The organism is Myxococcus xanthus (genome assembly GCF_006402735.1).
Taxonomy (GTDB): domain Bacteria; phylum Myxococcota; class Myxococcia; order Myxococcales; family Myxococcaceae; genus Myxococcus; species Myxococcus xanthus_A.
In genome coordinates, this window is record NZ_CP017174.1 from 5247845 (window position 1) to 5270162 (window position 22318).

Sequence of the window (22318 nt, forward strand, 5' to 3'; positions counted from 1 at the left end):
ATGCCCGCCTTGGAAATCGCAACCCGCTTCGACTGGGACACCTTCGTCAGGCGCTACTGGAACCAGCGCCCCGTGCTCTTCAAGGGAACGCAGGCCTCGCCCTTCACCGTCGGCGACGTCTTCGACGCGTCGGCCGGCGCCACCCAGCGCTACCTGTCCCGCAGCTACGCGCCGACGTCACGGCCAGACGTCACCTTCACGGTGGACCGCCTGCGGCAGCTCCGCTCCCGGGAGTGGCTGCCCCGCGCGTCCGACGGTTCCCTGGACGGGTATGACGCCCGCATCGCCTCGCAGCTGGGCGAGCGCCGGTACGCCCTCATCATCGCCACCCTGCACGCCTCCGGCTTCCGGCTCTGGTCACGGCAGCGCGCCTTCTTCTCCGGCCTGTGGCAGCACGTGGGCATGCCCGTGACGGGCGCCATCACCACGCTGTTCCATGGGACGTACGAACACAGCCCCGTGGGGGTCCACCTGGACCGCTTCACCACGTTCTTGTTCGCGTTGCGCGGACGCAAGCGGATGCGCTTCTGGCGCAAGCGGCCGTGGCGCGAGGACGTCTCCACCATCCTGGACTACCAGCCCTACCTGGCGTCTTCCTTCGTCGCGGAGGTCGAACCCGGCGACATCCTCTACTGGCCTTCCACGTACTACCACGTGGGAGAGAGCGCCGGCTCAGGCGTGGCCAGCAGCGTGAATGTCGGCATCCCCATCACCGAACACCGCGCCATCTATTCCGTGGACGACCTGCTGCGCGGGATGCTCGACGAGACGTCGCTCGCCGACCAGGAGTGGAAGCAGACGCGGCTCTCGCGGGTGTCTGCATCCCCCCTGGCTCGCGGAGCCCTGACGAAGAGCGGCGTACTGGCCACGGAGCTGCCCCGGGCGCTCACCGAAGCCGTGAGCGCGTTTCGCGACGTCAGCCACCCGAAAGAGGCGCGGCGGCACATCCAAGCCACCTGGCTCAAGCGGTTGACCTCGGGAGGCTTCGAGCCCGTGCCGCCGCCCACCCGTGAAAGGCCGTTGCGTGACTCACACCACGTGCGGGTGGACCCAAGCTTCCCCGTCCTCTTCGAACGTGACGGCCCCACACGGTGGATTTGTTCCGCAAATGGACATGCCTTGCGCGGCGTGGGTGGCGGACGCGCCGTTGAAATATTCTTCCGAAAGCTGAACTCCGGCGCGGATGTAAGCGTCAAAGAATTGCTGAGCCCGTTTCGGACACAACGCACTGCGAGGCATGACTCAGAAATCATTGCCGCGACGCATGAAGGAATGCGCGGACTCCTGAAAAAACTTCACGCCTTTCACGCAATCACTCTCAGCGCTTGACGCATTTTCCGTCAGCGCCCAGGCTTGGCCAGCAGTCCACATCCATCGACGGAGGAGAGTCATGACGAAGACGAAGGCGAAGGCCCCCCGGTCGTCCAAGCAGGCCAAGCAGAAGCTCGTGAAGCTGATGAACGTCATGGAGAAGGCCACGGTTCCCGCTGCCACGAAGGCCATGGCCGGAACCTGCATGCGCATCTACTGCTCCCCCTACTAATGCCCTCGGGCCGCTGGGAATCGTCCCAGCGGCCCGCTTCCCAACCTGCGCAGTGTGCCTCGCAGAACCGATGTAAGGCATTCTGGAGCATGCAGCCCCCCTCACTATCCTGTCACCCTCCTGAATCTCCCGAGGAGCCGTGACATGAAAAGCGCTGTCGACCTGCAGGGCAACCCACTGAGCGACATCTCCCTCGCCGCGATGCGGCGATGGCTCCTCGAAACGGATGTGCTGGGCTACCTGCCACAGATTGCCGCCACGGAGTCTGAAGGCCGCCTCTGGACGTACTACTGGTTCGGCGTCCGGCGCATTGATGAGTTCGTCCGCGCGAACGGGTACGCGGTCCTCGACGACGCCTCCGTCCTCACCGAGGACCTGGACGCCGTCGTGGCGCTGCGGGAGTTCATGGCCGCCGCGCCCCCACTCATGGACGGCCACCGGAGGCTCGTGGAGCAGCTTCGCGCCTTCGCCGCGGAACGGGATGCGCTGGACCAGGGCCGTCCGCTCACCGCGCACGAGCTGTTCTCCCTCTGGTACCTGAAGGCCGTGCCGGGCGCCTACATGGCGCAGCGGCTCCAGCTCGCGGACGTGGACGAAGCCACGGTGCGGCGCATCACGAAGCTCTCCGCCGTGGGACTCCAGATGTTCGATGACGGGGTGGACCTCCAGGCAGACCTCGACCGGGGGCGCCTGTGGTTGAGCGCCGAGGAGCTCGACTTGCTGGGGTTGTCCACGACGCCGCCCGCGACGCTGGCCACCACCGCGGGGGAGCGCATCATCCGGCTGCGCAAGGCCATCTGCCTCGAGTACTTCCTCGCGGTGTATGACGAGGCCTCCCGCATCGCCTCGCCGGAGAGCCGCAAGCGCGCCCAGTCCTTCGCGGAGGGCTGGCTGAGCTTCCTCCAGCAGGGCTACCTCAAGCTCTACACGCCCGGAGGCCCCAAGCCCTGGGACTCCGTGCAGCGCGTCCTGAAGGCGCTGCCGGGCTCGGAGACGGTGAAGCTTCCCGTGCTGCACTCGCTGTTCTCCCTCATCGCCGCCCTGCCGCTTCCGCCCGTGGACGTGGAGGCCTGCCGGCGGGAGCTGCAACAGCTTGGGGGCTGCCCACAGGCGCTGGCGCCAGAAGTGGCCCTGGACGTCATGGGTGCCCGCGAGGCGGAGGGGGACTCCGCGAAGTTCGACGCGGCCGGGCCGGAGGCTTCGGTGCTGGAGCGCGTGCTGCTGGCCTCACCCTCCAAGCACACGGCGGCGGACTTCGCGCGGCGCTGCCGCGAATCGACCGAGGGCTCTCCGTCCAACCTGCGCGACCCCAACCTGTCGGAGGTGTTCGCCAGTGGGCTCAAGCTCGCGGAGCGCTCCGCGCGGAACTCCGTCACCGCCCGGGAGAACTTCCTCCAGCAGCTTCGCCCTGGCTCACGACGGGCGCCGGTGGTGGACGCAGAGCTGGCCGAGCGGTTCTCCCGCGACGGCGCGGACTGGCTCGCGTTGGGAATCGAGACCCTCGCGGCGACGGCCCGCGGGGTTCGCGACGGCTGCCGGAAATAGGTCCTCTGTCCGTTACCCCATCCATCGTCAATGAATCCTGAATCCAGCATCGCGGCGGCCGAGTCTCCCTGGCTCGTCCGCCGCAAACCCCAGGCGTCGCCTCGTCTCCGGCTGTTCTGCTTCCCCTACGCGGGAGCAGGCAGCCTCCCCTACTTCCGTTGGCCGGACCTGCTCCCAGAGGCGGACATCGAGGTGTGCGCCGTGCAGCCGCCCGGCCGGGAGAACCGCCTGCATGAGCCGTCCGTCGAAGAACTCCCGCAGCTACTGGACGCGCTCGTCCGGGAGCTGTCGCCCCTCTTCGATGGCCCCTTTGCCTTCTTCGGCCACAGCCTGGGCGCGCTCATCGCCTTCGAGCTGACGCGCGAGCTCCGCCGCCGGGGCATGCCGCTGCCTGGCACGCTGCTCGTGTCCGGCTCCGAAGCGCCCTCCCGGCGCAGTGGACTTCCGCCACTGAGCGGCCTGCGACGAGACGACTTCATCCGCGAGCTGTCCGCCCGCTACGACGGCATTCCGCAGCAGGTCCTGGCGCAGCCGGAGATTCTGGACCTCATCCTTCCCATCCTGCGCGCCGACCTGAAGATTTCAGAGCGCTACTCCTACCAGGAGGAGCCTCCTCTTCCGGTGCGGCTGTGTGCCTTTGGTGGTACTCGCGATCCTCGCGTCTCGGAAGCCGCGCTCGACACGTGGCGACTGCAAACACAGCAGTCCTTCTCGATGAAGATGTTTCCAGGCGGCCACTTCTTTCTCAACGAGCTGACGGCCCAGGTGGTTCAGGCCGTCCATGCCGAACTCGCAGTCGGAGCAACCCCAGCACCATGAACAGAGACGACCTGCTCGATGTCCTGACCCGCTATGTCGCGGATGAACTCCTGGACGGGGACGCGGAGGACCTTGATTCCTCCACGCCCCTCTTGGAGCTCGGCGTGCTGAACTCGCTGGAGACCGCCCGGATGATGGGCTTCGTCCAGAAGAAGTACGGCATCACCATTCCCTCGGAGTCGCTGAAGGTTGAAAACCTCCAGACGATCTCCGCCATCGCCGACCTCGTCTACGACGCGAGGCCCCGGCAGCCGTAGCCGCTCAGCGGCCCCGGCGCAGCATGGCCTGGACGGCGTCATCGTCCAGGCTGTCTACGTCCGCCAGGAGCGCATCCAGCTCCGCGTCCTCGGGAGCCTCCTCCACGGGCGCGGCCGCCTCTTCCTTCAGGCCCAGGACCTCGGCCGCCAGGTAGTCCACCAGCCCGTTGACGGTGGGGTTGTCGAAGGCCACCGTCGCGGGCAGCGAGGTGCCCAGGCTCCGCTGCAGGACGTTGCGCAGCTCCACGGACATCAGCGAGTCCATGCCGAACTCGAAGAAGCCCTGGTTCGGGTCCAGTGGCTCCGTCGTGGGACGCCCCAACACGCCGTTGACCAGCTCGCCCACGTGCGCACGCAAGGCACCGCGCCGCTCCTTGAGCTCGAGCCGCTCCAGCCGCTGACGAATCCCCTCGCTCGCCGCGGGGCTGGCCTTCTCGATGAAGGCCTCGAACAGCGGCGAACGTCCGCGCCGCCCGAGCACCGCCCAATCCACGGGAAGAACACCGAGCTGACCGCTCAGCCCCAGGGACTGCTCGAACACCTGGAGACCGTCTTCCGGAGGAATCACGCCGAAGCCCAGCTGCTCCATTCGGCGGCGGATCTGCTCCTCCGCCGCCGCGCCCACCTCTGCCCAGGCGCCCCAGTTGAGGCTCAGGGCGGGCAGCCCGTCAGCCTGGCGGGAGCGGGCCAGCGCATCCAGGAAGGCATTCGCGGCCACATAGTTGGCCTGTCCCGCCGATCCGATGAGCGACGCCGCCGAGGAGAACACGACGAAGAAGTCCAGCGCCGTGCCTTGCAACGCACGGTGGAGGTTCCATCCACCGGAGACCTTGGGCGCGAAGGCCTTGGCCAGCCGCTCCGGCGTCATCTGCACGAAGAGGCCGTCATCGATGACGCCCGCGGAGTGGATGACGCCGCGCAGGGGCGGCACGCGTCCTGAGAGCCAGGCGAGGACGCGCTCCACGTCGGCGGCCACGGCCACGTCGCCCTGCACGCAGTGGATGGTGACGCCACGCTGCTCCAGCGCTTCAAGGCGAGCGCGCGCCTCGGGCCCCGGCTCACGCCGCCCCATCAGGACCAGGTGACGGGCTCCACGCTCCGCCAGCCGCTCCGCGACGATGAGCCCCAGTCCGCCAAGGCCACCCGTGACGAGATAGCTCGCGTCCGGCTTCAGCGCGGGCTCGCCGCTCGCCCCACGGAGCTTCCGGCTGCGCACCAGTCGGGGCACTCGGCGCGTCGTTCCTCTCAGCGCGATTTCGTCCTCGCCGCTGCCACCGAGCAGCTCGGCATGAAGCTGGGCGACTTCGTGCTCGGACGCGCTGGCGTCCAGGTCCACTCGCCGACAATGGAGGTCTGGATGCTCGCGGGTGATGGACTTGCCCAGGCCCCAGAGGACCGAACTTCCCAGGTGGGTGATGCGCTCCTTCTCCGAGGTCGCCTGGGCACCGCGAGTCACCAGCCAGAGCGAGGTGCTCTTTCCCTTGGCCTCGACGAGCGCCTGGGCGAGCGCGAGCACACGGGTGCCATGGCCCAGGGCCTGCGCGGGTACGTCGTCCCCACCACCGTCGAGGCTCCACAGGTCGATCACATGCAGAGGCCCTTGCAGCGCCTCCGGGCGCAACTGGCCCAGGAGCACGAGCGCCGAATCGCGGCCATCGACCGTGGCTCGCGCTCCAGCAGGGACCGTCACCACGTGCCAGCCTTGCTTCGTCAGTCGCTCGGCCAGGCGCGCGCCCAGCCCCGCCGCGTCGGCGAGGATGAGGCACTGTGTCCCAGCGTGCGCCGCCTCCGCCCCTGCCGCTGGAGCCTCCAGCTGCCGGGGTTGCCACTCCAGCTCGTACAGCCAGTTCTGGTAGCGCTTGCTCTTCGCGCCCAGGAGTCCCTCCCGGGTGATTCGCCGGAGCAGCAGCTTCTCCACCGTGGCCACGCGCTCCCCATCCGCCGTGAGCAACTGGATGTCGCACACGTAGCCCGGGCCCTTCGGGTCGTCGCTCCGCGCCAGGGTCGCGTGGGCCCACACCTCACCCAGCCCGCCGCGCTGCACCTGCACCTGGCCGACACCCACGGGGAGGTAGGCGGCATCCCCTTCCTCGTCGAGCACCGCGCCCACCATCTGGAAGCACGCATCCAGGAGCGCGGGCTGAAGCTGGTACTGCCCCGCATCCGCCGCAGCGCTGCCTGACAGGGCCAGGCGCCCCAGCACCGCGTTCTCACCCCGCCAGAGCGCCTGGATGCCTCGGAAGCTGGGGCCATACGCGAGCCCCGCCTGCCCCAGCTTCGCGTAGTAGCCCTCCACCGGCACCTCGCGAGTCAGCGAGGCGCGCAGACGCTCCAGGTCGACGCGCTCAGCTGGCGCGGCCGTCGTCGCGGAGAGCTTTCCGTGGGCATGGAGGATCCACGCGGGCTCACCCTCTCCCGTGCGCTCCTCCTGGCTGTGGATTTCGAAGCGCCCGGTGCGCTCACCTTCCGGTGAATAGAGCAGGTGCACCCGGCGCGCCCCTTCCTCCGGAAGGAAGAGGGCCTGCGAGAAGGTGATTTCGTCCACCGTCCCGCCCGCCGAGCCGAAGAGCGAAGCCCCCGCGGCGAGCCCCATCTCCACGTAGGCAGCTCCCGGCATCAGAATCTGTCCGTAGACGCCATGGTCCTTCAGGAAGGCGGGCTTCGCGGCGCCCACGGAGGACTCGAACTGCCGCATCTGTGAAGGCGACGCGTGCGGATGGCCCAAGAGGGGATGTCCTCGCGTGGCCCCTGCCTCCGGCGCTGTGCTTACGCCCGGGACGTCCCAGGTGGACCCGTTGAGGTCCATCCAGTGATTGCGCCGCTGGAAGGGATAGACGGGCAGCGCGACCTTGTGGCGCTCGCGCCCCTGGTCCACGCCCCGCCAGTCCACCGGCACGCCCGCGACGTGAAGGGCCGCGAGCCCCTCCAGCATCTGCTGCCAGTCCGAACGCTCCGGCCGCAAGCTTCCCACCCAGAGCGTGTCCTCCTTCGTGATGCAGGACTGGCCCATGGTCACCAGCGTGGGCTTCGGGCCGACCTCCAGGAAGGCCTTCACGCCGGCCTGCTCCAGCGTCTGCATGCCCCTGGCGAACATCACCGGCTCACGAAGATGCTGCACCCAGTACCGAGGCGTCAGGATTTCCTTCCCCGCCTCGCGCCCGCTCAGGTTCGAAATCAGCGGGATGGCCGGAGGCTGGAGCTTCACCTTCGCCACCGCCTTGGAGAACGCGTCGAGGATGGGGTCCATCAACGCGGAGTGGAACGCGTGCGAGACGCGCAGCATCGTGCCGCGCTTGCCCTTCCGCGTCAGCTCGGCCACGCATTCGTTGACGGCGGCCTCGCGCCCTGAAATCACCACGTTGCGGGGGCCGTTGAGTGCCGCGATGGACACCTGCCCGTCATACTGGGAGAGCAGCGCCTCCACCTCCGCGGCATCCGCGGACACTGCGGCCATCGTCCCGCCCGCGGGCAGGGACTGCATCAGCCGGGCGCGCGTGGCGATGAGTTCCAGTCCTTCTTCCAGGGTGAAGACGCCGGCCACGCAGGCCGCCACGAACTCACCCACGGAGTGTCCCATCACGAAGTCCGGCCGGAGGCCCCACTGCATCCACACCTGCGCCAGGGCGTACTCGAGCGCGAACAACGCGGGTTGGGTGAAACCCGTCTCATCCAGCCGGGCTCGCGCCTGCGCGTCACGCTCAGCGGGGTGCAGCAGGTCGATGAGCGACTGGCCCATCAACGGCTTCAGCACCGCGTCGCAACGCAGGAGCGTCTCGCGGAAGGTCGGCTCGGTGCGGAAGAGTTCCTCCCCCATGCCCAGCCACTGCGCGCCCTGCCCGGTGAACAGGAAGGCCAGCCGGGGCTCCCCGTCCGCCTTCCCGCACAGCACCGACGATGACGTCTGCCCGGACAGGAAGGACGTCAACTGCGCCTGCATGGCCTCCTGTGAGCTTCCCAGCACCGCGAGCCGGTGCCGGAAGGCGTCCCGCCCCGTGTTCGCGGTGAAGCAGATGTCCTCCAGCGCCTGTGACGCGAGCCCAGGGCCACCGAGCGCCTGCGCATAGCGCTGCGCCAGCTCGTTCAGCGCCTGGGGGCTGCGCGCGGACAGCGTCAGGACGTGCATCGGCCGCGGCGTCGCATCCGGCGTCCGGGCAGGCGCGGGCGGGGCTTCCTCGATGAGGACATGCGCGTTGACGCCGCTGAGCCCGAAGCCGCTGACACCGGCCACGCGGGGCCTGTCGCCCTTGGGCCACGGCGTCACCTGCGTGGGGATGGAAATCTGCAACTGCTGCCAGTCCACGGCCGGGTTGGGCGTACGGAAGTGCAGGTGCGGAGGAATCTCGTCCTGTCCCAGCGACAGCACGACCTTGATCATCCCCGCGGCACCAGCGGCGGACTCCAGGTGCCCGAGGTTCGTCTTCGCGGAGCCGACGAGCAAGGGGGCGTCCGCGCCGCGCCCGTGCCGGAGCACCGCGTCCAGCGCCCGCAGCTCAATCGGGTCACCCAGCGGCGTCCCTGTTCCATGGGCCTCGATGTAGTTCACATCCGCTGGGGCCAGGCTCGCCGACTCCAGCGCCTTGCGCAGCAGCTTCTCCTGCGCGGGCCCGTTGGGAACCGTCAGGCCGCCACTGAGCCCATCATGGTTCACCGCGGAGCCACGGATGACGGCGAGGATGCGGTCCTTGTCCCGCTGCGCATCCGAGAGCCGCTTGAGCACCAGGACGCCGCAGCCTTCGCCGCGCCCGTAGCCATTGGCGGACGCATCGAACGTCTTCGAGCGCCCATCCGGCGCCAGCGCCCGCATCTTCGACAGGACGATGTTGTTGTCCGGCCGGAGAATCACGTTCACCCCGCCCGCGAGCGCCAGCGAACACTCCCCCTGCCGCAGCGCCTGGCAGGCCAGGTGGGCGGAGACGAGCGCCGAGGAGCACGCGGTCGCGACCACCATGGACGGCCCCTGGAGGCCCAGGACGTAGGACACACGTCCCGCGGAGAAGCTCAGCTCGTTCCCGGTCCCCATGTACGGCAGGTCCCGCGTCTGCACCGCGTTGAAGGGAACGCGCCCGTAGTCGCTGCTCAGGAAGCCGACATAGACGCCCGTGTCGCTGCCCACCAGGGAGCCCGGGGCGATTCCGGCGTCCTCCAGGGCTTCCCAGGACACCTCCAGCATCAAGCGCTGCTGCGGGTCGACGTAGTTCGCCTCGCGCGGCGACAGGCCGAAGAACTCGCTGTCGAAGCCGGCGATGGGTTGGTTGAGGAACCCACCCTCACGGACCACCATCTTCCAGCCCGCGTCCGGGTCCGCCGCGTAGTACGCATCCACGTCCCAGCGGTCCGGCGGGACGGTGCTCACGGCATCGACGCCGCCGCGCAGCAGCTCCCAATAGGCGCGCGGGTCATTCGCGCCGCCGGGGAACCTGCACCCCATGCCGATGACGGCGATGGGCTCCGAGCGCGCGCGCTCCAATCCATCCACGCGCGCCCGGAGGGTCTTGATTGCCAATGCCGCCCGTTGCAAGGGCGTCATCGACTCCATCGAGAGAGCATTCTCCTCGTTGGACATCCTCACTCGAATGGACTCATCCGACACTGCCCACCCCTTTCGTTTCGACTAGCTGATGGAGATCTTTTCCAACGGTTCCGGTGCAGGGCTGGACGCAGCGGCCGGGCTGCTTGAATCCGGAGAGGTAGCGCTCGCCGGAGGCGCACGGCGGTCACTGGGCCGGGCGCCCGCCTCGGAACCCGTCGTCCCCTTCGGCCGCTTCGCGAGGATCAGGTCCCCCGCCTTCTGGATCACGTCGCCAAACGACACCCCGGACCGGTGCGGCTGGCCCGCCGCCGGAGCCGTGTGCGCCTGCTTCGCCCGGTCCTCGATGGCCGCGTCGATGTGCTGCAGCTCGTGAATCTGAGCATCGAGGATGTGCGCGACACCCTTGAGCGCCTCCTGCTTCGCGCGGAAGAGCTGCTGCACCAGGCCTCGCCCGCCCGGAATCAGGGCGTTGGTGAGCTCGGCGAACCGAGCGCCGTACTCCGGCGAAGCGCCAAAAGAACCCTGCGGATAACGATCATCTTGCGTGGACATCAAACACCTCTTTCTTTTTGGAAACTCACGATGAGCCGGTCACCCTCCATGCGGGCGCCCGACGTCGGGAGGAGTGCAATCATCCGAGGCAACACGACGTTGCGCCGGACGGCCCCGACCTGGATGACGAACTCCGCGCCGCGGCGGGAGAGCTCGACATCACTCTTCGCCACGAAGGGGAGCCGCACCTCCAGCGAATACGCATCCACTGCGTCCTTGCGGATGCCCAGGGCAGGGTGCGGGGCCATGAGACGGACGGGGTCCTCTCCCTGGTAGAGCTGCTCTGCGAAGACCTCGAGCGGCTTCTCCCCCACCACCTCGGTGGCCTGGTGCGGGACCTTCAACACCAGCAGCGACGAAAAGGCGCTCTGGAGCTTCTCCACGTGTGACTGCTGCGCCCGCACCCGTTCGGAGCCGGCGTCGGCGGCTTCCGGTGCGAGTCGGTTGATGACGACGCAGTCCACCGCGAGGCCGAGCAGGCTGAAGTACGTGTACGCCCGCTGCGCCTCCTGTCCGGACACCGTGTCCGCGGTGGTCACCAGCCGGAGGGTCGTCACCTCCGGGTCGTGCAGCAGCGCGTCCACGGCGGTCAGCCGGTCGCGAACCTCCAGGCTCGCGTCCGCGCCGTGGAGGCTCGCCGCCAGCAGGCGTGCCTTGCGCCCCGGCTGCGTGGGTGCCTGCTGCTTGCGCGCGTACCAGCTCATCGCCGGCACGGTGTTGAGCAACTGCAGGGCCGTGCGGGTGGACGGGCAATCCACGATGACGAGGTCGTGCTGCTGCTCGCGGAGGTACTCGTCCAGGCGGAGGAGCATGACGACGTGGGCCGCCTCGGCCGTCATCGCCACCTCCTCCGCGTTCACGCGCTCCAGCCCGCCATCCACGAGCGCGGCCAGTCCGCCCTGGCCCCCGTTCCATCCCCGGCGGAGCTCTTCTCCAACGTCCACCTCGTGGAAGGACAGGTGGTCGTTGACGCCCACGGGAACGCCCCGGGGGCCGGAGAAGAGTGGACTCTCGACGCCCATGGCGGCGCTGAGGCCGCGGGACAGGTCGAACGAAAGCACCAGCGTCCGGAGACCCCGGCGGGAAGCCGCCAGCGCCGTCGCGGCCGCCACCGTGGTCTTCCCTGAACCGCCGGTACCGGAGACAAGAATGATCCTGGCCATCTCAATCCACCTCTCGCGCTAGGTCGCCTTCGCCGCGTCAGACGCCCAGCCTGATTTCCCGATCCACGTCTGCGCACGGTTGAGCTGCGAGACGGTGGACTGGGTGCTCAGCAGGCTCTGGACGGTGGACTCCACCTGCTTGAGGTTCGCCGCGGAGAGCGTCTGGTCCACCACGGGATTCAGCCGGAAGTACTTCTTCCGCAGAATCATGCGGCACTGGTAGTCCGCCGCGTCCGAGCCGGCCTCCAGCATCATCTTCACGAGCACCATGGGGTCGTGGAAGTCCAGCAGCCACTTGGAGAAGCCCCAGTTGGCCACGCCCTTGCAGAAGTGCGGCGTGAGGTACGACGACATGCAGCCGTTGCCCACCGACATCATCAGGATGTTCGTCAGGTCGGGCGGCTCCGTCTCCAGCGTCTCCACCTTCTCCGAGCGGCTCTTGCGGGTGATGTTGTTGATGATCTGCGCCAGCGCCACCAGCGACGGGTTGTTGGCGAAGATGCCGCCGTCGACGTAGCCGCTGCCCTGCTCCCGGATGCCCTGGTAGACGGGGTAGGAGAGCGGAGGCGAGCCGCTGCGCATCAGCACGTCCACCACCAGCTCGTTGTGGTCGGTGTCGTTGTCCGGACCGGTGTTGTGGAAGACCTTGGCCTTCCAGGTCCGCAGCGACTTGCGGTGACCGTCGAGTTGGAAGGATGGCAGCGCCACCTTCCGCTTTAGGTCTCCCAGGCGCAACGTGGCGCCAAAGTAGCTGCAGAAGAAGTCGCGCATGTAGCTGGAGTCGAGCAGCGCGGCGTTGCCCGTCAGCGCCATGGCGGTCCGCCCCAGTGACACCGCCTTGCGGTTCATCTGGACGACCTCGCCCCAGAAGTCGAGGATCTTGGGGAAGGCGTCGTCGGGGTTCTCGTAGGTGGCGAAGAACGCGGCGTTGAAGGAACCCGCGGACGTGCCGGAGAACAGCTCCACGTCGTTCAGCAGGCTCTGCCCGCCTCCGCGGCTGGTCAGGGTCTCCTTCAACGACTTGAGCAGTCCCGCGGTGACATACCCCTCACCGCCGGAAATAGACGTACCATCCATTGCAAGGACTCGGTGCGGCATTACATGACCTCCATGGGGAGCTGCGCAGCCAGCCCCGTTGCTGGCATTTCCGCCCGAGACACTTCTGCGATTGGCGGGAACGTCAAAACCCTATCCAGACATTTCTGTATTTCAATTGCAAGCACGACCACGTTCCGCTCATCCATGATGAGCGTCATGTGATTGCCTGGAACCGGTATCACTTCCGTCCCCGAGAGTGCGAACCTGCGCACACTGTCGACGAGCGGGTCGCCGCCAATCGTCACAGGACCCGTCCTGAAAAGTGTGGCGGAGCCTCCGTACGCAGAGAACGTATAGAGTTGCTCCGAGCGGCGTGTTGCCAGGAAATTCCGGGCTGTCAGCGCGCTGTCTCGCAAGAAACGCCACAGGTATGAATACTGCCCATCTGTATCCCGACGAAGCAGGTCTGCCCATGCCTCGGGGAGGCTGATGCCCATCCATTCGCCTATCAATCTCAGGCTGGCGTAGTCCCGCGGCATCTGGGCCTCCCCCAGCACCTTGATGAGCTGGGAGCCCGCGGGAATCTCCTGCGGGGTGCCGTCATGCGCGGCCAACCGGTCCAGCGCCGCGCCGTCAATCAAGCCGAGCAGCGCCACCTGTTCCCCGAGCGCCTCGAGCTGCCGCGCCATCTCACAGACGACGAGCCCTCCGTAGGACCAGCCCGCGATCCGGTACGGCCCACTCGGTTGGACCTGCCGCAGGGCCGCCACATACAGCGCGGCGGTGTCCTCGATGGTCTCCGGTGGCCGCTGGTCGTCCATGACGCCAGGCATCTGGAAGCCGAACACGGGCTGCTCCGCGTCCAGGTGGCGGGCCAGGGTGACGTAGACGGCCGGGCTGCCCGCGGACGGCGGGGCGAGGAACAGCGGCGGTTTGTGCCCCAGGGGCTTCAGCGCCACCACACAGGCGGGCAGCTGGCGAATCAGCGCGGTGACCTTGCTGGAGTGTTCGTCAACCCAGTGCGCCAGGGCCTCCACGGAGGGCCGGTCGAACACCTCGTTGAGGGGCACCTCGATGCCCAGCTTCGCGGAGATGCGAGAGATGAGCGTAACGGCGAGGAGCGAGTGGCCCCCCAGTTCGAAGAAGCTGTCGGTGGGCGCCACGGTGCTCAGTCCCAGGAGTTCGCCGAACAGCGCCTGGAGCTGCCGCTCCGTCTCGGTCCGCGCCTCCGTGCGGGCCAGCGCGCTGGCCACGGGCGCTTCGGACACCACGGGCGGGAGCGCCTTGCGGTCAATCTTCCCACTGGGCGTCAGCGGCAGCTCAGGGAGGACCGCGATGACCTCCGGCATCATGTATTCGGGCAGCACCTCACGCAGGGACTTGCGCAGCACGGCCCGCAGGTCATCGTTCTCCATCGACTGGGGCTGCACGTAGGCCACCAGGCGCGGCGCTCCGCCTGGGAGACGCTGCAGGAGCACCGCGGCCTGGACGACGTCGGGATGGCGGCCCAGCGCGGCCTCCACCTCTCCCGACTCGACGCGGTGACCTCGAATCTTGAGCTGGTCGTCCTGGCGGCCCAGGTACTCGATGCGCCCGTCGGAGAGGTACCGGGCGTGGTCCCCCGTGCGGTAGAGCCGCGAGCCCTCCGTGCCCATGTCGAAGGGATTGGGGACGAAGCGCTCCGCCGTCAGGTCCGGCCGGCGCAGATAGCCTCGGGCCAGGCCGACGCCGCCGATGTACAGCTCGCCGGGTACGCCAACGGGCACCGGCTGGAGGTACCGGTCCAGGATGTACAACCGCATGTGCGGAATGGGCCGGCCAATGGGCACGCGCTCCGGCGGCGTCGCGCCATCCGGGAGCAGTGTCTCGAAGCAACACGCCACCGCGGCCTCGGTGGGGCCGTACTCATTGATGACGCGCGTGGGGATGCCCTGCTCCCGCCACGCGGCCAGGTCCACGCCGTGCAGCCCTTCTCCGCCCAGCACCACCGCGTGGGTGCGGCCCAGCACCTCGCGCGTGCGTCCCAGGCCGTTGAAGGCCCGCAGATGCGACGGCGTCATTTTGATGAAGCTGAAGCCCTGCTCGGGGTAGTCCCGGGACGTCAGCTGGTCGATTTCGTGGCCGCGCGGCACGAGGAACAGCGCGCGTCCCGCCAGCAGCGGCGCGAAGAGGCTCGTCAGCGTGCCGTCGAAGCTGACGGAGCCAATCACCGGGCTCCCCGTCCCTTCGCGAAGCCGGTACGCGTCCACACTCCAGCGCAGGTAGTTGACGATGCTCCGGTGCGTGATTTCCGTGCCCTTGGGCCGGCCCGTCGAGCCCGACGTATAGAGGATGTAGGCCAGTTGGTCGGGGAGGACGTCGCGGCGGAGTTGCTGGCCTGGCGCGGCGGGAATGTCCCGATAGCCTTCGTCCACGTGGAGCGTGACGAAGCCCCCCATGCCCCAGAGGCGCTCGGACAGCTTCGTGGAGGAAATCACCACCCGGGGCCGCGCATCCGCGACGATGTGGCGGAGCCGGTCCGCGGGCTCGTCTGCGTCGAGCGCGAGGAACGCGCCCCCTGCCTTCATCACCGCCAGCAGGCTCACGATGAGCTCCGCCGAACGGTCCAGGTAGACGCCGACCACCACCTCCGGTCCCACGTCCAAATCCTGGAGCGACGCGGCGACCCGGTCGCTGAGCTGGTCGAGCTCGCCGTATGTCAGCTCCCAGTCGTCCACGACGACGGCCACCGCATCCGGCGTGCGCAGCGCCTGGGCTTCGATGAGCGCATGGAGGCACGCGCCTTCCGCCTCCGGCGTCCCCGTGTCGTTCCACTGCCGGAGCACGCGCTCGCGGACATCCGAGGGGAGCACGGGCAGCTCGCCCACCGGACGCTGGGGCTCGGCCACGAGCCCTTCGAGCAGAACCTGGAAGCAGTCCATGTAGTGCTGGATGGTGCCCTGCTCGAAGAGGTCACGGTTGAACACCATCCGCGCCGACAACCGGTCGCCGTGGTCATCCACGAAGAGGTTGAGGTCGAAGCGCGATGATTCCGCTTCGAACTCGAGCGGCCGCATGCGGAGGCCCGTCTCGTCCTGGGCCTCGCCGGAAGCGCGGACCCAGGCGAACACGACCTGGAACAACGGGTTGAAGCCCAGGCTGCGCGCGGGCCTCAGCTCCTCCACGAGCAGGTCGAAGGGTAGGTCCTGGTGAGCGAAGGCATCGAGCACCGTCTCACGCACGCGCTCCAGCACCGTGGCGAAACCCGGGCTGCCACCGAGGTCCACCCGCATCACCAGGTTGTCCACGAAGAAGCCCACCAGCGGCTCCAGCTCCGTGCGCGTCCGGTTGATGGAGTTCGCGCCCAGGACCAGGTCCTCACGCCCCGTGAGGCGGTGCAGGAGCACGAAGAACGCGCTCAACATCCCCACGAACGGCGTGGTGCGGGCCGCGTGGCTCTGCGCCTTCAAGGCGGCGGTGAGCTGGGGGCCCACTTCGAAGCGGACCTCGCCGCCTCGGTTCGACTGCACCTTGGGGCGCGGATGGTCCGTGGGCAGCTCGAGCAGCGGAGGCGCCCCCTCCAGCTTCTTGCGCCAGTAGTCCACCAGCTTCTGGCGAACCTCGCCCTGGAGGTACTCCCGCTGCCAGACAGCGAAGTCGGAGTACTGGAGCGTCAGGGGCGGCAACGGCGAGGGCTGGCCGCTGGCGAAGCTGCCATACAACGTCACGATTTCGCGGACGAGGATGGCCTGCGCCCATACGTCCGCCGCGATGTGGTGCAGACAGAGCTGGAGGTACTGCCCCCGCGCGCCCCGCTCGATGATGAGCACACGCATCACGGGGCCCGTGGCCAGGTCGAAGGGCCGCTTGCCCTCACGCTGGAGGAAGGCCTCCACGCCCGCGGGTTCGGAGGCCAACACCTCGCGCTCGTCGAGCACGCGGAAGTCGAACCGGGGCTCCGGGTCGACAATCTGGACCGGGACGCCCGCGTGCTCGGCATAACGCGTGCGGAGCACCTCGTGGCGGCGGATGACCTCGGTGAAGCAGCGCTTCACGATGGCGACGTCGAGGTGACCGTCGATCTGCAAAGCCAGCATCAGGTTGTAGGCGGTGCTCCCGGGCTCCAGACGGTCCAGGAACCACAGCCGCGTCTGCCCATAGGAGAGCGGCGCGGGCCCGGTGCGTTGAACCGGGACGATGGGCGCCTCCTCCTGGCCCTGGTCATGGGCACGCAGGAGCTTGAGCAGCTCGGGTTTGTGTTCCGCCAGTGACTGCCGAAGCTCCGGGCTGGCGGCGCCTTTCGGTCCGCGAAGCCTCAGCGCGTCGCCTTCTACCCGGACTTCCAGGCCCCGCCGATTCAGCTCGGCGAGCAGTTCCCCCAGGTTCATACCGTCAACTCCTCGATGTCGGCTGCGGCCTCTGCCGCGGGAGCACGCGCGAGCAGATCCTTGAGCTCGAGCTGGGTACTCAGCGCATCCACAATCCCGTCGAGCGTGGTGCCGTCGATGAAACGCGCCATGAGCAGGTCCACACCCAGCTCGCGGCCAATGCGGTTCTTGAGCTCGACCGCGCGCAGCGAATCGAGCCCCATCTCGTTCAGGGAGATCTTCTTCTGGAGGACCTCGTGGTCCGGGGCGAAGCCCAGCAAGGGCCCCAGCCGGCTCTGCACGTATCGGGTCAGCAACGCTCGCCGGCGCTCTCCGTCCGCCCGCTTCAGCTCGTCCATCAGCTCATGCATCCGCGAAGCCGCCGCGGACCGGGCCTGCTCACGGAGCATCAGCTCGGAGAACAAGGGGCCATGGCCGGGCGAAGGCCCCGCCTCCATCGAGGAGACGCTGAAGGGCACCACGCCCACCTGCACGGCCCCCTGCTCCAGCAGCTGTTCGAAGACATGGAGTGCCACTTCGGGTGAGAGGCTGGCGGCATCCGACGCCTCCGAGCGGTCCGCGCTCTTTGCCGCCATGCCCGCGCCCGCCCACCTTCCCCAGTTGATGCTGAGGGCTGGCAGACCCTGGCGGTTCCGGTGATGCGCCAGTGAATCAAGGACACTGTTCGCCGCCACGTAGTTGGACTGTCCTGCCACGCCCACCAGCGAGGCCGCGGACGAGTACATGACGAAGAGGTCCAGCGGCATCCCGGCCGTGGCGCGGTGCAGGTTCAACGCGCCCTGCACCTTGGGCGCGAACACGCGCGAGAAGCGCTCCGCCTCCTGGTGCAGGATGACGCCGTCCTCCAGCACGCCCGCCGTGTGGATGATGCCTCGCAGGGACTGGCCCCGCTCGGACACGCCCGCCACCAGCCGCTGCACGTCCTCCTGTCGTGAGACATCCGCGCGCGCGACGTTGACGTTGACGCCCCGGGCGGTCAGCGCCGCGAGCCGACCGTTCGCCGCGTCCGAGGGCTCGCTCCGCCCCACCAGCAGCAGGTGCCGCGCCCCCGCCCCCACGAGCCATTCCGCCGTCGCGAGCCCCAGCGCGCCCAGGCCTCCCGTGACGAGGTAGACGCCATCCGGGCGGATACGCACGGGGGCAGTGCGTTCAGGTGGCTTGCCAGGACGCACCAGGCGCGCGCCCAGGAGCCGGCCGCCGCGCAGGGCCATGACGTTCTCCTGCGGCGGCTGCGCCATGAGGTGGAACAACCGCTCCAGCGATTCAGAGCCCGGCTCCAGGTCCACCATGCGGCACGCGAGCTCCGTGTGCTCGATGGCCACCGCGCGGCCGAAGCCCCAGAGCGAGGCCTGAGCGAAGCCCTCCACCGCATCCGTGGGCGTGGCGGCCACCGCGCTCTCCGTCACCATCCACAGGGCAGGCGGCTGCGCCCAGCTGACACGGGCCATCGCCTTCACGAGGTGAAGCGCGCCCACGGTGCTCGACGTCACCGCGCCGGAGAGGGCTTCTGGGGAACGGTCATCGAGCCCCCACAGGTAGGCCACTGCCGCCGGAGCCGAGCCCATGGCGGAGACGTCCTGGAGCAACCGGTCAAAGCCGGCCGCGTCATGGGGGTTGAGCCGATAGTGGGTCGCGTCGATGCGTTCGTAGGACGCACCGGGCGTGGCCACCACGCAGGACCAGGCGCGTTGCCGCGCCAACGTCCTGACTTCGTCCGCGACGCGGTCCGAGTCCACCAGCAACAGCCAGGCCCCGGACTGCGAAGCCACCTGGTCACGTGCGGTGGGCACGGGCTGCTCCCGCCATGCCAGCTCGAAGAGGAGTTCCTGCATCGCCCCGGAGAAGGCGGCCTGGAACGCGCGGCGGTCGACCTGCTTCAGCAGCAGGCCTTCCACCTCGGCCACGACGGCGCCATCCTCGTCCAGGATGCGGAGGTCGGCGCTCACCAGTCCCTCAGAGAGCGACGTGCCCGCCCCGGTTCGGGCATGCACCCAGATGCTGCTCCCGGGCCGCTTGAACCAACGCAGCCGCTCGATGGCGACCGGAATGCGCCCCTGCCCGTCTCCCGCCACCTGCGCGCCGCCGCCGATGAACGCCGCCGCCGCCGTCTGGAAGCACGCGTCGAGCAGCAGCGGATGCAGCCAGTAGTCCCCCAGACCGATGACGAGTTCATCGGGCAGCCGCACGTGGGCGAGGCATCCCTCCCCGCCGAACCGCAGCGCATCGATGCCTCGGAACGAGGGGCCGTACTCCAACCCGCCGTGCGCCATCATGTCGTAGTGCGCGCTGACGGAGCCCTGTTGGGGGAACGCCGGCAACAGCCCCGACTCCAGCGCCACGTTCTCCGGGTGTGCGCGGCCTTCGGTGATTCGACCTTGCGCCAACCGGGCCCAGCTCCGGTCCGACGTCCCTGTCCCCTGCCCGAAGATTTCGAAGCGGGAGCCCTGCTCCTCGGGCGTCAGGACCGTCTGGACGTTTTGTGCCTGTCCCTCCGCGAAGACCAACGCCCGCTCCAGCTCGATGGCCGTGAGCTCCAGGGGCTTCCCGCCCGAGGTCGCGTGGTGCGCGGCGCCGAGCGCCATCTCGACGTAGCAGGAGGCCGGCAATACCGGGTTGCCCAGCACACGATGCTCCTCGACGAAGGCGGGCTCGTGCCTGCTCAGCCTGGCTTCGAACCGTGACTCCTTGGCTCCCGCGAGCGACAGCGGTGTCCCTGGCAGGGAGTGCGCGTCGCCTCGCCCGGCATCGTCACGCGCAGCCTGGCCGCGGTGCTTCTCGGGGCTTCGCGAGTCCATCCAGTAGCGCTCACGCTGGAAGGGATGCGTCGGCAAGCAGCGTGGGCGCCGCTCGAACGGCGCATCGAACGCGGCCCAATCCACGTCGAAGCCGCGCATGTACAGCTCCGCCACGCTGGAGAGCAGCTGCGCCGTCTCTCCAGTGGACGGACGCAGGCTGGGAAGCCAGCACAGGTCCTCCGACTGGAAGGTCCTGCGGCCGATGCCAGCCAGGATGGGCGCTGGCCCCAGCTCCAGATAGGTCCGGTGCCCCTCCTCGCGCGACGCCTCCAGCGCCTTGCCGAAGGCGACAGGCTCTCGGATTTGACGGCACCAGTAGTCTGGCCGGGTGATTTCGTCACCGACACGCCGGCCTTCCAGCGTGGACACCAGCGGGATGCGTGGCGCCGACAGCGTGAGCCCTCGGAAAGCCTCCGCGAACGGCTTCAGCACGGGCTCCATCTGCGTGGAGTGGAACGCGTAGGACATCCGCAGACGCTTCGTCTGGACGCCCTGGCTCGTCAGGGCCTGCTCCACCTCGGTGATGGCATCGGGCGTCCCGGAGATGACCACGTCATCGGGACCGTTGACCGCCGCCATGGAAACCGTGTCGGCGTGCGGCGCAATGGCCCGGTTCACCGTTTCGAGCGACGCAGAGACCGCCAGCATCGCGCCCGTGCCCAGCAACTCGCCGATGAGCCGCGCGCGCGTCACGACCAGGCGCAGCGCCTCCTCGATGCTGAACACCCCCGCGACAGCGGCCGCGGCATACTCTCCCAGGCTGTGCCCGATGAGCGCCGCTGGCGTGACGCCCCAGGCGCCCCACAGCTCCGCCAGCGCATACTCCAGGGCCACCAGCGCGGGCTGCGCATGGCGCGTGTCCTCCAGGAGCGTCGCTGAGGATTCACCGAAGAGGAGCGCTTCGAGGCTGCAGTCGAGCAGCCCCTCCAGCGCCTTCGAGCACCGCTCCACCGCTGCACGGAACACCGGCTGTGTCTCGAAGAGCTCCCGTCCCACGCCGGGGCGAAGCGCGCCCTGCCCCGTGAAGAGGAAGACGGGCCGGGGGCTCTCCGTTCCGCGCAGGGGTTCGCGCGCCGGGCGCAGCTTCTCTTCGCGCAGCCGCGTCAGGTTCGCGCGCAGCTCCGCGGTCGTGGCGCCCGAAACGGCGGCACGGTGCTCGAACTGGGAGCGGCCCGTGTTCGCCGTGTAGCACCAGTCTCCCAGCGCCGCTGCGTCCTCCGGCAACGCGCGTTCCTGCGCTTCCATCAGCGCTTCGAGCGCGGCTTCGCTCTTCGCCGACAGCGTCAGCACATGGGCCGGGCGCTCCGCATCCACGCGGGGGCGCGCCAGCACGGGGGCCTCCTCCACCACCATGTGCACGTTGGTGCCACTGAAGCCGAAGCTGCTGACTCCGGCGATGCGGCGCTTGTCACCGCGCAGCCAGGGCCGCGTGGCCGTGGGGATGGTGACGGGCAGGTCGTCCCAGCGGATGTTCGGATTGGGCCGCTCGAAGTTCAGGTGGGCGGGGATGGCCTCGTTCTGCAACGCGAGCAGGACCTTGATGAGCCCCGCGATACCGGCGGCGGCCTCCAGGTGCCCGATGTTCGTCTTTACCGATCCGACGTACAGCGGCTCACCGCGAGCGCCCTTGCGCCCGAAGACGGACCGCAGCGCCTCCATCTCGATGGGGTCACCGAGGAGCGTCCCCGTCCCGTGGGCCTCGATGTAGCCCACCTGGTCCGGCTCCACGCCACAGCTATCCAGGGCCGCCCGGATGACGCGCTCCTGCGAGCGCCCGTTCGGCACCATCATCCCGCTGCTGCGGCCGTCATGTGTGACAGCCGAGCCCCGAATGACGCCGAGGATGGCATCGCCCTTGGCCAGCGCGTCCGACAGGCGCTTGAGTACGACGACGCCACAGCCCTCGCCGCGCCCGAAGCCGTCCGCGGACGCGTCGAACGTCTTGCAGCGGCCATCCGCCGCCAGCATGCGGTTCTGGCACTCCACCATCACCGTGACGGGAGAGAGGTTCAGGTTCGCGCCCGCGGCGAGCGCGAGGTCGCTCTCGTCGTTGCGGAGGCTCTGACAGGCCAGGTGGATGGCGACGGCGGACGACGAGCACGCCGTGTCCACGGAGACCGCGGGCCCCTGAAGGCCCAGCGTGTGGGAGATGCGTCCCGCGGCGACGGACGGGTAGTTGAGCGACGCCGAGTGGAACTCCATGTTCTCGGCGATGCCCAGCAGGTTGTAGTCGTTGTGCATCAGCCCCAGGAAGATGCCGGTGCGGCTCCCGGAGAGGCCCGCGGGCGGAATGCCGGCGCGCTCCAGGGCTCGCCAGCACTCCTCCAGCAGCATGCGCTGCTGCGGGTCCATGCCCTTGGCGTCACGCGGCGTGATGCCGAAGAAGCCAGGGTCGAACAGGTCGACGCCGTCGATGAACGAGCCTCGGCGCGTGTACATCTTTCCCGGGACGCCGGGCGTGGGGTCGTAGAACGCGTCGACGTCCCAGCGTGAGGCAGGCACGTCCCGTGTCGCGTCGCGGCCCTCGGCGAGCAGCTCCCAGAACGTCTCTGGCAGGTCACCTCCGCCGGGGAAGCGGCAGGACATGCCCACCACGGCGATGGGCTCGGCCGCCAGCAGCTCCTTCTTCGAGCGCAGCTGGCTCGCGAGGTACGCGAGCTTGACGACAGGCAATTCCGAAATGCGTGTAGATAGTTTCGCCATCAGGGT

11 protein-coding genes are annotated in these 22318 nt (G+C 68.7%); 5 read left to right on the forward strand and 6 right to left on the reverse strand.

From position 1 onward, the window contains the following. The 5 genes from BHS09_RS21605 to BHS09_RS21620 all read left to right on the forward strand — a co-directional run bounded on the left by BHS09_RS21605 (window position 1) and on the right by BHS09_RS21620 (window position 4164). Window positions 1-1329, forward strand: a complete 1329-nt coding sequence (locus BHS09_RS21605; RefSeq protein WP_140798800.1) for a JmjC domain-containing protein — start codon at window positions 1-3, stop codon at window positions 1327-1329. A 61-nt stretch (window positions 1330-1390) separates the two neighbouring features. Then, the gene (locus BHS09_RS38890; protein WP_174258857.1) at window positions 1391-1543 is read left to right on the forward strand and encodes a hypothetical protein; all 153 of its coding nucleotides are present in this window, start codon (window positions 1391-1393) and stop codon (window positions 1541-1543) included. A 144-nt stretch (window positions 1544-1687) separates the two neighbouring features. Continuing rightward, the gene (locus tag BHS09_RS21610) at window positions 1688-3088 is read left to right on the forward strand and encodes a hypothetical protein (protein ID WP_237079747.1); all 1401 of its coding nucleotides are present in this window, start codon (window positions 1688-1690) and stop codon (window positions 3086-3088) included. Between the two features lie 30 nt (window positions 3089-3118). Further along, window positions 3119-3907 (forward strand): thioesterase II family protein, encoded by a 789-nt coding sequence (locus BHS09_RS21615; protein ID WP_140792791.1) that lies wholly within the window; start codon window positions 3119-3121, stop codon window positions 3905-3907. Beyond that, entirely contained in the window at window positions 3904-4164 is a 261-nt protein-coding gene (locus BHS09_RS21620; RefSeq protein ID WP_090490716.1) for an acyl carrier protein, read from the forward strand. The genes BHS09_RS21615 and BHS09_RS21620 overlap by 4 nt, the downstream gene beginning before the upstream one ends. Window positions 4165-4168: 4 nt before the next feature. On the opposite strand, the gene BHS09_RS21625 is transcribed toward BHS09_RS21620, so the two are convergent. Genes BHS09_RS21625 through BHS09_RS21650 form a run of 6 tightly spaced genes read right to left on the reverse strand, consistent with a single transcriptional unit; the run spans window position 4169 to window position 22312 of the window. Next, window positions 4169-9727 carry a type I polyketide synthase gene (locus BHS09_RS21625; RefSeq protein WP_174260570.1) on the reverse strand — a complete coding sequence of 1853 codons (5559 nt, stop codon included), beginning with the start codon at window positions 9725-9727 and terminating at the stop codon, window positions 4169-4171. A 48-nt stretch (window positions 9728-9775) separates the two neighbouring features. Next, window positions 9776-10246, reverse strand: a complete 471-nt coding sequence (locus BHS09_RS21630; RefSeq protein WP_237077313.1) for a hypothetical protein — start codon at window positions 10244-10246, stop codon at window positions 9776-9778. After that, window positions 10246-11409, reverse strand: a complete 1164-nt coding sequence (locus BHS09_RS21635; protein WP_140798803.1) for an ArsA family ATPase — start codon at window positions 11407-11409, stop codon at window positions 10246-10248. The genes BHS09_RS21630 and BHS09_RS21635 overlap by 1 nt, the downstream gene beginning before the upstream one ends. An 18-nt stretch (window positions 11410-11427) precedes the next feature. Beyond that, window positions 11428-12507, reverse strand: a complete 1080-nt coding sequence (locus tag BHS09_RS21640; protein ID WP_140792797.1) for a patatin-like phospholipase family protein — start codon at window positions 12505-12507, stop codon at window positions 11428-11430. Beyond that, window positions 12507-16814, reverse strand: coding sequence for a non-ribosomal peptide synthetase (locus tag BHS09_RS21645; protein WP_140798804.1), 4308 nt, complete (start codon window positions 16812-16814; stop codon window positions 12507-12509). The genes BHS09_RS21640 and BHS09_RS21645 overlap by 1 nt, the downstream gene beginning before the upstream one ends. Next, window positions 16811-22312, reverse strand: a complete 5502-nt coding sequence (locus BHS09_RS21650) for a type I polyketide synthase (RefSeq protein WP_140798806.1) — start codon at window positions 22310-22312, stop codon at window positions 16811-16813. Before BHS09_RS21650 ends, BHS09_RS21645 begins: the two co-directional genes overlap by 4 nt. Window positions 22313-22318: the final 6 nt, after the last annotated feature.